This window comes from Embleya sp. NPDC055664, from assembly GCF_053618075.1.
The window spans coordinates 325,615-337,582 of sequence record NZ_JBSHGZ010000001.1 but is presented as its reverse complement, the minus strand read 5'-3'; the positions used below and the strand labels follow the sequence as shown (position 1 = coordinate 337,582).

15 protein-coding genes are annotated in these 11,968 nt (G+C 70.8%); 4 read left to right on the top strand and 11 right to left on the bottom strand.

Annotated features, from left to right (window positions below):
- From ACWGR4_RS01410 to ACWGR4_RS01365, 10 genes are all read right to left on the bottom strand, one after another.
- Positions 1 to 450 (bottom strand): TadE family protein, encoded by a 450-nt coding sequence (locus tag ACWGR4_RS01410; protein ID WP_379997316.1) that lies wholly within the window; start codon positions 448 to 450, stop codon positions 1 to 3.
- A gap of 5 nt (positions 451 to 455) precedes the next feature.
- Positions 456 to 815, bottom strand: coding sequence for a TadE family protein (locus ACWGR4_RS01405; RefSeq protein ID WP_379996706.1), 360 nt, complete (start codon positions 813 to 815; stop codon positions 456 to 458).
- 97 nt (positions 816 to 912) lie between these two features.
- Positions 913 to 1,218: a hypothetical protein gene (locus ACWGR4_RS01400; RefSeq protein WP_379996704.1), complete on the bottom strand. Its 306-nt coding sequence runs from the start codon at positions 1,216 to 1,218 to the stop codon at positions 913 to 915.
- 44 nt (positions 1,219 to 1,262) lie between these two features.
- On the bottom strand, positions 1,263 to 2,138 hold the full coding sequence (locus ACWGR4_RS01395) for a type II secretion system F family protein (RefSeq protein WP_452132493.1): 876 nt from the start codon (positions 2,136 to 2,138) through the stop codon (positions 1,263 to 1,265).
- Complete coding sequence (locus ACWGR4_RS01390) at positions 2,135 to 3,106, bottom strand: type II secretion system F family protein (RefSeq protein ID WP_379996700.1); 972 nt, start codon at positions 3,104 to 3,106, stop codon at positions 2,135 to 2,137. Before ACWGR4_RS01390 ends, ACWGR4_RS01395 begins: the two co-directional genes overlap by 4 nt.
- A gap of 4 nt (positions 3,107 to 3,110) precedes the next feature.
- A complete protein-coding gene (locus ACWGR4_RS01385; RefSeq protein ID WP_452132494.1) occupies positions 3,111 to 5,018 on the bottom strand; it encodes an ATPase, T2SS/T4P/T4SS family in 1,908 nt (635 codons plus the stop codon).
- On the bottom strand, positions 5,008 to 6,000 hold the full coding sequence (locus ACWGR4_RS01380; RefSeq protein ID WP_452132495.1) for a hypothetical protein: 993 nt from the start codon (positions 5,998 to 6,000) through the stop codon (positions 5,008 to 5,010). Before ACWGR4_RS01380 ends, ACWGR4_RS01385 begins: the two co-directional genes overlap by 11 nt.
- Positions 5,997 to 6,749: an SAF domain-containing protein gene (locus ACWGR4_RS01375; protein ID WP_379996694.1), complete on the bottom strand. Its 753-nt coding sequence runs from the start codon at positions 6,747 to 6,749 to the stop codon at positions 5,997 to 5,999. The genes ACWGR4_RS01380 and ACWGR4_RS01375 overlap by 4 nt, the downstream gene beginning before the upstream one ends.
- A 519-nt stretch (positions 6,750 to 7,268) precedes the next feature.
- On the bottom strand, positions 7,269 to 8,558 hold the full coding sequence (locus ACWGR4_RS01370) for a cytochrome P450 (protein ID WP_452132496.1): 1,290 nt from the start codon (positions 8,556 to 8,558) through the stop codon (positions 7,269 to 7,271).
- A gap of 166 nt (positions 8,559 to 8,724) precedes the next feature.
- Complete coding sequence (locus ACWGR4_RS01365; protein ID WP_452132497.1) at positions 8,725 to 9,108, bottom strand: hypothetical protein; 384 nt, start codon at positions 9,106 to 9,108, stop codon at positions 8,725 to 8,727.
- 302 nt (positions 9,109 to 9,410) lie between these two features.
- Here ACWGR4_RS01365 and ACWGR4_RS01360 point away from each other — a divergent pair, with 302 nt between their 5' ends.
- From ACWGR4_RS01360 to ACWGR4_RS01345, 4 genes are all read left to right on the top strand, one after another.
- Positions 9,411 to 9,920 (top strand): SigE family RNA polymerase sigma factor, encoded by a 510-nt coding sequence (locus tag ACWGR4_RS01360; protein ID WP_379996688.1) that lies wholly within the window; start codon positions 9,411 to 9,413, stop codon positions 9,918 to 9,920.
- 8 nt (positions 9,921 to 9,928) lie between these two features.
- Complete coding sequence (locus ACWGR4_RS01355) at positions 9,929 to 10,396, top strand: hypothetical protein (RefSeq protein ID WP_379996686.1); 468 nt, start codon at positions 9,929 to 9,931, stop codon at positions 10,394 to 10,396.
- 157 nt (positions 10,397 to 10,553) lie between these two features.
- The gene (locus ACWGR4_RS01350; protein WP_126639535.1) at positions 10,554 to 10,844 is read left to right on the top strand and encodes a DUF1759 domain-containing protein; all 291 of its coding nucleotides are present in this window, start codon (positions 10,554 to 10,556) and stop codon (positions 10,842 to 10,844) included.
- Complete coding sequence (locus ACWGR4_RS01345) at positions 10,841 to 11,086, top strand: hypothetical protein (protein WP_078974732.1); 246 nt, start codon at positions 10,841 to 10,843, stop codon at positions 11,084 to 11,086. The genes ACWGR4_RS01350 and ACWGR4_RS01345 overlap by 4 nt, the downstream gene beginning before the upstream one ends.
- Here the strand turns inward: ACWGR4_RS01345 and ACWGR4_RS01340 are convergent.
- Positions 11,055 to 11,354 carry a hypothetical protein gene (locus ACWGR4_RS01340; RefSeq protein ID WP_379996684.1) on the bottom strand — a complete coding sequence of 100 codons (300 nt, stop codon included), beginning with the start codon at positions 11,352 to 11,354 and terminating at the stop codon, positions 11,055 to 11,057. The two genes, ACWGR4_RS01345 and ACWGR4_RS01340, sit on opposite strands and share 32 nt — an antisense overlap.
- Positions 11,355 to 11,968 lie beyond the last annotated feature (614 nt).

The window sequence follows — 11,968 nt, the reverse complement described above, 5'->3', positions numbered from 1 at the left end:
TCATCCGTTCCTCCCCCGGTAGGTATCCAGCACCGAGGTGAAGGTGCCGTGCAGGGTCTTCGAACCCGGGATGCCGGGGAAGGCCACATCGGACAACGACACGGTGCACGTGACCGAGACGGTGACGATCCCGGGCGTACCGGGCTCGGTGGTGAAGCCCGGCAGCTTGACCTCGGTGTGTGGCGTGCAGTGAAGCCCGTCCTGGGCAAGCGAACTCTTCACGGCCGCCCTGGCGTTTGCGTCCGCCCTGCCCGGATCCCGGGCGATCGACGCCTCCCGGGCCCCCGCCTTCGCCGCCGCGTCCACACCGTTGCCGGCCACCGAGGTTCGGCCGAACGCGATGATCAGACACAGGAACGCGATCAACACGGGCGTGAGTATCGCTGCCTCCAGAGCGAACGACCCCTCGTCCGCCCGCGGGCTCCCCCTGTACACCCTCGCCCCCCACATGTTCATCAGCCCGAACTCGTCCACCGCTCGACGACACCGTCCGCGTGCTGCGTGATGGTCAGACTCCCGAGGCCGGGCACAATCGACAACGACGTACCCCGAACGGTCACCCGGATCCGCCCCTCGCCGGTTCGCTCCGGAATCACCTTCGGATCCTTGAGCATTCCCCCGCCGAGGTCCTTGACCACATCTCGGCCGCGCTGTTCCGCCTTCCCGCGGTCCCCCTTCGTCGCACGCCCCACCTCGACGCCCTCCTGGGCCGCCTGCAACGCCACTTCACGGGCGTACCACCACAGGCAGACCTGGATCACCGACAACAGCACAAGAATGAACACCGGGAAGATGATCGCCATCGAAATGGACATGCTGCCGCGATCCGACCCGCCTGCCTGGCGCAGGCGGCGTCGGATCGCGGCGATGGGTCGGCTTCGTCGCACGTCGGTCACGGAGGGTTGGGCCGTGCTACTGGTCGTTCTGCGGAGCCGGCGGCACGTACTTGTCGTCGGATTTCTTCAGGCCGTCCTGGTACTTCTTGTACATCGTGTAGATCACCGCCGCGATGCTGACCGCGGCCACCATCAACACCGCGACGATGATCGCCGTCTCGATGCTGACCGCGCCGTGGTCGCGCTCCTTGCGCAGTCGCCGATAGCGGTCCACCAGGCCGCCGGTGACGACCAACACGAAGGCGACCGGAGCCGGGGCGACTCTGTGCACGGCGGTCTCGACACGATCGAGCACCGCTGGGGACGAGGAACCGGTTGACATTGCCTGTACTCCTTCCGGAGAACGGCTCGGAATCCGAAGGTCGTTCATACCGAGAACATCCGGGAAATTGCCGGGAATCCGAGCAGGATTCCCATGATCACCACGAGCATCGTCCCCGGAACGGTGAGCCGTTCCGAGTCCGCGTTCGCCTTTTCGTGTTCGTTCGCGAGCAGTTCCACGCGCAGCGACTGGGACCGGGCGCGCAACGTGCCGTACACGGCGGCGCCTTCGGTCCCGGCCATCTCGATGATGTCGGCCACGTCGGCCAGTTCGGGCAGGTCCAGGTCCTTGGCCAGGTCGCGCAGTCCGTCCCAGGGGTCGGCGCTGCCCACGCGGGCCCGCGCCAACGCGTCCTGGATCCGGGCGAAGGCCCAGCCGTCCCCCACGGCCGCGGCCCGTTCCAACGCCTCCGCCGGGCCCGCGTCGCCTGCCCGGCCCAGCGCCACCAGGTCCAGGTAGGCGGCGGCCGCGTGTTGGAACTCGATCCGGGCGGACTTGGCCTGGTCGCGCAGCGCATAGTCGGGGATGAACCACATCCCCGCGGCCACCGCCAGGGACAGGAACAGCGGTACGTAGAACGCGATGCCGATCCCGGCCGCGGTCAGCACCGCCGAGAGCATCGCGGGCAACAGCAGCCCGAGCAGGGCCAACAGCGCCTTGGTGCGCACGAATTGTGCGACGGTCTCGCCGACCAGGTCGAGTTCGCGGTGCGGCACCTTGAAGCCCGGGACGTGTCGGACCATGGCGACCAGTCGGTCGTCGTACTTGCTGCCCGTCTGCTCCGTGCGCCGCTTCGGCATCCCGGACAGGCGGTGCAGCGCGTTGCCCAGGTCCGGCGGCGCGGGCCACAACTCGCGGACCAGCACCGCCACTCCGGCGCCGAGCACACACCCGCTGACGATCACCATCGGTGGGATCACGACCACTCACCCCGCAATACGGGCGCGGTGTGCACACCCTGCTCCTGCTGCACGTCCACCGCCCTGGCCGCCTTGACCACGCTGCGCGGATCCGCCACCAGGAAGCGGGGCTTGACCCGATCGGCGGCCAGCGAACGCATCCAGACCAGGGTGCCGACGTAGGCGATCGCCATCAGCAGCAGGACCATCTGCCCGAGCGCGGTGCCGTACGGCGCGGCGTAGTCGCGGTTGATCACCACGACCAGGGAGGTGACCCCCAGGGTGATGTAGGTGATCCAGCGCACGGCCATCCGGGCGCCGGCCCGGTCCGCCTCGATCGCCCGGCGCTGGCGCACCTCTTCGCGCACGGTCGTGGCGAGGTCCTTGAGCGCCATCGCCAGGCCCGGCCCGCGGTCCGAGGAGCGCAGGATCAGCGCCGCCGCGATCTTGTCCGCCGTGGCGTCGCCCAGATCGGCCGCGAACGCCCGCAGCGCCTCCTCGGGGCGCCACCGGGACTGCAATCGGCTGACCAGATCGCCGACTTCCTCGACGATCGGCTCCGGGCAGGTGGCCCGCGAGGTGAGGATCGCGTTCTCCAGCCCGGCGCCCAGTTCGATCAGGTCGGCGATCCGTCGGGTCCACTCGGCGAGTGCGTCCAGGCGCTTGATCACGCTGTGGTCGCTCCTGGTGGGCGCGAGCAGCCAGGGCAACCCGGAGAACGCGGCGATCACCAGGAGCCCGGCGCCCAGGAATCCGGTGAACAGCCAGACCAGCGCGGCCACCACGACACCGACGGACAGCCGGATCCGGCGGGCGGTGCGCTGGCGGGCCGTCACCGGTCCGGACCGCATCCGGCGGATCGCCGACTCCATGCGGCCCGGCGGCTTGGGGGTCGGGTCGTCGTAGGTGCCGACGAGCCCGACGATCAATCCGATCACACCGCCGACCAGCAGGCATCCGCACACCGCGACCAACAACGCGTCACCCATACGATCACCCGGCCTGGTGCAGCTTGAGCCGCAACGGGCGCCAGCCGTGCGGTTCGTCCAGCAGATGCGGACTGAACCCGGCCCGGATCAGATCCGGCATGTCCGAGGGGTACATCCGGGCCGTGGCGCGCGGATCGTCGGCGGTCGGCGCGAAGATCGTGTTCACGGCCGGGCGGCGGTGTTCGCCCATCCCGGTCACCTCCAGGACGTGCGAGACGAAACGATGCCGTTTGCCGCCGATGGCCGTCTCGTCGATCATCCGCACGAAGACGACGTAGTCGACGGCGTTGGAGGCCAGCCGGTAGGCCAGTTCGGGACTCATGTGCGCGCCGTACTCCAGGCAGAGTTCGGCGATCCGGTCGAAGATCATGTCCGGCTCGCGCACGTGCAGCGTGCACATGGAGCCGCCTTCGCCGTTGGTCATCACGCGCAACATCGGCACGATCTCGCTGGAGCGCACCTCGCCGACGATCATCCGCGACAACGACATGCGCAGCGCGGAGGGGATCAGTTCGCCGATGGTCAACTCGCCCGCCGACTTGCCGTCGATGCCGCGTTCGCCGTTGCCCTCGCGGGCCTCGATCGCCACCACTTGGCGCAGGTGGCCCAACTCGTGCAGGAACAACTCCAGTTCGGTTTCGAAGGTGCCGATCCGCTCGTCCCGGGGAATCTCGTGGGACAGCGCACGCAGCAGCGAGGTCTTGCCGACGCCCTGGGTGCCGCAGATGATCAGGTTCTTCTTCGCCCGGACCAGCGAGCCGAGGAAGGCCGCCAACGTGCGGTCCAGGGTGCCGAGTCCGATCAGCTCGGCGAGGCGCACGTCACGCACCCGGTGCCGGCGGATGGTCACGTAGGTGTGCGGGGTGACCTCGGTGATCGCCTGGAGCCGGGAGCCGTCCGGTAGACGCAGCGCCAGGGTGGGCTGCGCGGTGGACAGGGTGCGCTCGCCGCTGCCGTGCCGGCGGGCCAGGTCGCGCAACAACTCGCGGAGTTCGTCGTCGGAGGCGGTCAGCGGGGGCACCTGGACGCGGGGGCGGTCCGCGTAGTCGACCCAGACCGTGTCGTAGCCGTTGACGAGGATGTTCTCCACGGCCGGGTCGGTCAGGTACGGCTCCAACGGCCCGGCACGGAACAACCAGTCCCACACCGCGCGCGCCATCGCCCGGTCCTCGGCGGGCGTGGTGGAGATGCCGCGCTCGCGGGCGGTGATGTCGGCCCACTCGGCGACCACCTGGGCGACGATCGCGCGACCGCGCTGCTCCCGGTCGCCGGTGGTCATGCCGGGCGCAGACTTGTCGAACTCGTGCAGCTGTTCGGCCGCCCGGTCCTTCAGTATCCGCACCACGGCCGGGTCCACGACCGGTTCTCCGGACGGGTTGCGGGGCGGCTTCGGGGCGGCGGTGAGCGGGGCGTGCGGGCCGGTGCCGGTGGGGGCGGGCGCGGCGGACGGGCGGCGGCTGACCGTGCCGACGCCGTTGGCGCTCACGCTCGCGGTCGGCGGCACGGTGAACATGCCGTCGCGCGAACCGGTCGGGCGGGCGGCGCCGTTGACGTGGCCGTTCACCCCTGGCACGGCGTGCGGTGGGGCCGGCACGGCGGTCGGCGCGGACATCGCGGTCGGCGGAAGGGGTGTGCCGTTGGCGGGGGTCGGCGGCGGGACGTGGCCCACGGCGGGCGTGAGCGAGCCCGCGCCGGCCGACCAGGTGTGCTCCGGGCCGCTCGCGGGATCGGCGCCGGCCCGCTGGAAGCCCTCCGGCCAGGTGCGCAGCGGGGGCGGCGCGTAGAACACGTCCTCCGTCTCGGGGCGCCCCGGGACGACGTGTATCTGCGGGTGGCCGCCGGTCTCGGCGGGGGGTGGGGGTTCCGGTTTGTTGTGCGGATCCGGGTGCAGGGGGCGGGCGTTATCGAACATGACCGGCCTCCTCGCCGGCCGGGCGGTGCGCCGGTTCGGCCTCGGCGGGTGCCTCGGGGTGGGCCTCGGGACGCGGCTCGGGGCGAGGCTCGGTGTCGGATCGGCGGATGTACGCCGCCGCCTGGGCCCAGCCGTCGCTCGGCGCCGGCGCCTCGGGACCGGCGGGCAACTGCCCGCCGGACGTGGGGCGTGGAGCAAGGCGCATGCGTCGCTGTGCGGCCAAGTTGATCGCCGCGTCCGCGGTGGTCCGCGCGGCCCGCATGTACCTCGAACGCAGGAAACGTTTGCCGGTGTCGCCCTCACCGTCGGACAACACCCGCGCGCGTTCCGGGTCGAACGGCACCAGGCCGAGTACGGGCGCCTCGAGGTGTTTGCCGATCTCCTGCCGGGAGTAGCGTCCCTGTTCGATCACCACGAGGGCGATCGAGTCGGATCCGGTCCCGTGCGTGTCGAGGTCGTTGCGCAGCGCGGTCAGTCGGGGCTGGGCCTGGGCGAGCGAGGGCAATGTGCCGCGGACGACCGGCAGTACCAGGTCGGCGCGGCGCGCGACGATCGCCGACGCGCCCGTGGTGCCGCGCCGGCCGAGGTCGACGATCACGTCGTGCGGAATCTGCTGGTTGCCCAGCCCGGCGGCGAGTTGCGAGATGGGATCCCACGTGTAGGCGAGTCCCGAGGCCTGGGTGGGGTCGACCAGGCCCGGCAGCAGCAGGCGTTCGCGGCGGCCGTCGGACAGATCGACGAGTTGCCGGAAGAAGGCGTCGACGAGATTTCCCTGACGGTGTGCCACGCCCAGTTGGTGCAGGCCGTATTCGGCCGAAACCCGACCCTGGAGCGCGCCCGCGAGGATCGAACCCCCGTCCGGATCGGCCTCGATCAGGATCACCCGGCGGCCGGCGGGCAGCGGCCAGGTGAGCAGGAGTGCGAGCGCGGTCGAGGTGGCACCGGGCGCGCCCGTGCCGCCGGTGACCGCGACGACGGTCATGGGGTGCCTCCGGCCTTGCCCGGCGCGGGGTTGGGCGCCGCGTCCGCGTTCCCGGTGTTGAGCACCACGATGGAGAACCGACCGTCGACCACCTGCAGGGCGAGCGTGGGGCCGTCCTTGGCGGGCACGGCCACGTCCAGGACGGCCTTGCCGGAACCGGAGTTCGGGTCGGCGGCACTGGCTCGGATCACGGTGGCCGCGATGGTGACGGGCTGCGCCGGCACGGCGTTGGCCCCGGCGGGCGCGGCAACCGAGGTCACGACCAGGATCCGGGTGCCCGGGGTGACCCGCTGGACCGGCATCCTGGTGGCGTCCACGGCAATCGGGACCAGCGTCTCGCCGGGTTGGATCGCGATCTTCTCGGTGACCTGATCCGAGGTCAGCAGCGAGCCCGCGCGCAGCTCGACGGCGGCGCGTTTGCCCACGATGACGCCCTTGGAGCCGGATCCGATCGGGCGCAGCCCGGGCGCGTCGTTGATCTCCACGACCCGCAGGTCCTCGGCGGCGATCGTCTGGCCGTAGGGCACCGTGCGGGCCACGGCGAGCACCGGCACCCGTTTGTCGCCCATCTGATAGAACGCCGCCGAGCCCAGTCCGCCCGCCGCGATCAGCGCGACCGAGAGCGCGATGAGCGCGGGCCGCCGGCGTCTGGCGCCGAGGCTGCGCGTGGGCGTGACCGGCATCGCGCCGGCGGTCGCGCCCGGTGTCGCGACGCCGTTGCCCGATGGCCGTTCCGTAGCTGCCTTCACCACCGGCTCCGCCCCCTTGCTCTGCCGGGTCCACCCAGGTTCCGCGCGGACCGTGATCCACTTCGGAGCTACCGCTCGTATCTTCCACCACACACACTGTCAGGTGAATGGTGAACGGCTCGAAAACCGCCGCCGAAGTTGATCATTCGATGCATTCCGCGACTTCGACGCACCCCGTCAACCAGCACGATCGCGGACGCCATGTGACGAACCCGACCCCACCCAAGATCACGGGCAAGCATCTCGTTCCGGACACCGAACGGGCCCCACGATGGTCCCGAAACGAGCCCCGCCGCAAGCACTTTCGGGCAATTGTTGGCCGGCCGGGTTCGGACCGCACCGCGCGCGCCCGAACGTGATATCGCGCGGCCGAGCCGACGCCGCGCACGGTACTCGATCCGATGTGCGAGGAACTCTCGGGCGCTGTGGGCCGATCCGGCAAAACGGCGGATCTGTCGTCATGTCGATGCGTTGACGATCGGGTGGCATGGCGGCGAAGTCCGCACCCTTCGGCGGAGTTCAGACGCGTCGGCGGATGGCCCGTACCGGCAGGTGTCCCGGTCGCGGGAGCGCGCTCGTCCGTGGCCGGGACGGCTTGCCGGGCACCGGCTCCAGATGCCATCGCGCGCACACCACCGCCACGGTGGTCACGATCTGGGCCAGGAACAGGTGTTCGCCGACGCACCGGTGCACGCCCGCGCCGAAGGGCATGTACACGCCGCGCGCACGCCCCCGGAAGCCGGGCTCCGCCCAGCGGTCCGGATCGAAGCGCTCTGGGTCGGGGAACAGCTCCGGGTCCCGGTGCAGCGCGTGATGGCTGTACAACACGTCGCCACCACTCGGGATGTGATGCCCCATCACGTCGACATCGCGATTGGCCCGACGCACCACCAGCCAGGGCGCGTACAGCCGAAGCGTCTCGTCGACAACACTCCTTGTATATACGAGGGCGCCCAGGTTCTCCGCGGTCGGCGGCCCGCCGGCCAGTACCTCGTGCAACTCGGCGTGCAGCCGCTTGCGGACGTCCTCGTTGCGGCCGATCTCGTGAAAGGCCCACGAGAGGGTGGCGTTGGTGTTGTCGTTGCCGGCGATCAGCATCGACACCACCTCGTCCCGCACCACCTCCGGCGACATGCCCATCCCGACGAACTCGCCGAGCAGCCCCTCCCCCGAACCCGCGTCCACCGCCGCGGCGATCGTGTCGCGCAACCGGGCGCCGGTCTCGGCGAAACGCCGGTTGCCGGGAGTGGGCAACCGGCGCGCCCACTCGGGCAGCACCGTGCGGGTGAACACCTCCTGGATGAACACCGGCAACGAGCGCCGCAGTTCGGCAACGGCGGCGTCCGCGGCCGGGTCCTCACCGAAGATCAGTCGACCGAGCGTGGCCAGGCCGAGCTCGCTCATCTCCCGCTCGAGCGCGAGTGTGGATCCGGGCAACCACTGCGCGCTCGCGTCCTCGGCTTGCCGCCGGATCACATCCACGTACCCGCCGATCCGGGACCGCTGGAACGCGGGCTGCACGGTACGCCGCCGGGCCCGATGCAGCGGCCCGTCGGAAGCGGCCAGCCCGTCACCGATGTGCAGCCGGGCCTGCTTGAAGAAGCCGTCCCGCTCGACGGTGTCCGCGTGTTCGACCAGCACGCAGCGCACGAGCGCGGGATCGTTGAGGACGTACAACTCCTTCGGTCCGACCCGGATCCGCACGATGGGCCCGTGCGCCCGCAACGAGGACACGAAGTCCCAGCGCCCGCGCAACAACGCCGGGGTATGTCCGAGCAACGGCACTGCGCCCGGGGCGATCGGAACCACGCGGCAACTCCTCGACGGGGATGGGGACGAGACGACGCGGTCCCCGAAGCGGCCGGGGCCCGCAGCCGGCATCCGCGCCGCGCGCCGGTTCGGGAGTGGACCCGGGCCGGTGCGCCGACGTGTTTTGCGGCGGGCTCGAGCGTATTCGCCGCTTGCCGCCCCCGCTTCACGGCCTCGCGTCCGGCTCGCGCGCCGTGCGCGGGAGCACTGCCGTTTCGGGCCCCCGTCGGCCCGTGGTCGGCTTCGGGTCCACGCGCGCGTTGCGCTCCAGGTCCGACTTCCTGGCCACGTACGGCTTCCCCGGCGTGACCACCGTGGGCCGGCCCGTGGCCGCACGCGGCCCGGGCACCGTGTGCGTCGCGGTCGGGTCCGCGGTCGGGTCGACCACCGAGGTCACCGAGGCGGGTACCGACTTCGGCTCCCCGGCGCCCGAGGCGGACGCGATGCCGACCCAGGACCCCACCGCGATCCCGACGGTGGCGAACACGGCGGCGACCGGCCCCACCAGACGCATCGCCTGCCCGGGCGGCCGGCTTTGACGATTCGTCATGTGCGTACCCCTTCACTGGACAGTCGGACATTCGGACCTTCCACAAGAGAAATACGCCCGCCGACCGAGCCACGTTGCACCGCCGACCCACGCCGCCCACGTGCGGAACATCTCCGAACCGCCATGCAACCCGGGGCCGTCGGCGCGCGTATCCCCTGTGACAGGCCCCTCGATATGCAGGCAAACGCACGCCCCGGCACCGGCCGGGCGCTCTCGGGCCATGCCCGCGGGGGACCCGGTGAGGAGGAGATCACGGTGCGCGATTCCCGCGACCACCCCCTGGCAACTCCGCTGCCGACCGCGTGAGGGAGGCAGCCCGTGAACGGGAGTTCCGCGAGTACGCCGAGGCCCGCCAGGCCCAGCTGCGTCGATCCGCGTACCTGCTGTGCGGCGACTGGTACGAGGCGCAGGACCTCACCCAGACCACACTGATGAAGATGTACACGGCGTGGGGCAGACTGAACCGCGACGGCAATGTGGACGCGTACGCCCGCGTGGTGCTCACCCGCACGTACATCGACCAGCACCGCAAGGGCCGCTGGCGCGAGGAGCCGGTGGACGAACTCCCGCAGCGGCCGAGCGAGGAGTCCTCGTCGCCGGATCTGCGGATGACCCTGCAGGCGGCGCTGCTCCGGCTGCCGCCTCGCTATCGGGCCGTGCTCGTGCTGCGCTTCTGGGAGGACTGGAGCATCGAACAGACGGCGGAGGCCCTGCGGATCAGTACCGGCACGGTCAAGAGCCAGAGCGCGCGCGGGCTGAACCGGCTGCGCGAACTCGTCGGCGAGCAGATGTGGGAGCTGTCCGAACGGTGAGGCCGACCATGAACGATCGCGACCTGTTCGCGCTGATGCTCGATCAGCCCGAGCCCGATTTCCCGAGCGTGGTGGACGCGGCCGTGGCGGGTGGCAAGCGGATCCGCCGGCGCCGCCGCGTGGCGGCCCTCGGCGCCGGGGTGGGCGTACTGGTGATCGCCGGCACGGGGCTGTTCCTGACGCCCTCGCAGCAGGCAACCGTGCGGCCGGGGACCGACGTTCGGCCCGCGGCGACGACGGGGGCCACGGAGACGGCCCGGCCGAACCCCGCCGTGGACGCGCCGGCCTCCGCCCAACCCGCGTCCGCGGCACCGGAGTCCGCCGGCGACCGGCCGACGGCCCAGGCGGAGACGCGACAGGAGCGGACCCCGCCGGAGACGCAGCCGAGGAGCGGCGGGCGCACGACACCGCCGACCACCACGCTCGAAGACGAGCGCAAGGCCAAGTGCTTGGCCGTCAAGGGGGTCAAATGCTAGTGAATAGCCGGAAATTGAGGGATTGTCACCTATCGATGCGGATCGCCATCCACCGAATGCGGATTGTCATCTGCTGATCACGTCGTAGCCCCCCACACCCGGGCTCGGCCCCTAATCTGATCCCGGATCATTCGTCCGGAGTGAGGAGAGGGCCGGCGTGAACAGCACGGACCCGTGGACCGTGGATCGCATCGCGCATGCGCTCCCGCACCCCGAAGCCCGCCACGAATTCCTGCGTCTGGTGAATCTGACGCCGATCGGCGATCTGCCGGGCCTGCTGGCCCGCTACGTACAGGCGGCGGAGGAACTGATCGCCGGCCTGCCGCACGCACGCGCCCTCGCGGCGCAGGTTCGGGCCACGGGCCTGGACCCGGACCTCGACGAGGTGGACGAGGAAATCGTCCGCAAGTGGATCTCCCGCGGCCGAGCGCAAAGCAGTGCCGCGTGACGTGGCGCCCGAGGATCGGCATCGAGCACCAAGAGGTCATCGACCGCTTCCCCGAAACCACGCTCAACCACTGGGGAATGCTGCTGTACAAACTGGTCTGCGACCCGTACACGGCCACCGTCCGCTACGGCGAGGACGACCGAATCGTCCGCACCGCAGCGGCGGGGCCCCTGATCGTGGTGGTACTGCTCAACGAAGGGACGACAACCGTCACCGTGCTGCAGGTCGTGCACCTGGGTTGACCTTGTGGTGCTTCCCGCCACCCGGTACGCAGTAGTGGTCGGCCACTTCACCCATCACGCCGTCGTGTCGCTGCCGGTGAACCTTCGGCTCACCGGTGCGACCGACGTGGTTGCCGCGCTTGGCCTGCTTGACCTCGGGGTCGAGGACGCGACACACCTTGCGCACCTGCGGATGCTGACCGGGAATCGCATACGCGGAGGCCACGCCCGCGAAGGCGAGGCCGAAACATGCCACAACCATGATCGCTGTCTTACGGATCCTGCTCATTCGGCAGAAGATAGCGGAGCCGGCCCCGGCACACTAACCACGTTCCCAAACCATTTCCCGCAACCCAGGCCCCAAAGCCCCCACCCCCACACATCCACCCCCACCGGCCACCCTCCCTCACCCACCCCACCCGAAGGCCCCAAACCCCCAATCCCCCCCAGAACCGAGCCAACCAACGCCACCCACCCGGAAGCCACAAACCACATCGGGGCAACCAACGCCACCCAGCCAAAGCCGCAGACCACGTCGGGGCGACCAACGGCACCTGGCCGGAAGCCGCAAGACCACCAAGCCCCCAGAACCGGGGCGGCCAACGGCACGTCAGGCGGGCGAGCGGGTCTCAGGGCCACGGGGTCCCCGTGTCAAGAGCCCCACGCCTCTCAACCATCCGATCCCCGCATCCCGCATCTGACACCTCGACCTCGCATCCCGCGCCCCGCGCCCCGCGCCCCGCCGCATCACCCACACGGCCCCACCCCAGCACGCCCCGCCACCGCAGCACCCAAACGCCACCCCGCAACCCCAACACCCGCACTCACAAGGGCGATCCCACCGCGTCGCCCCCACCCCCGGCTCTCCCTCCCGCCACATCCACCATCCAGTCGGGTGGTTGA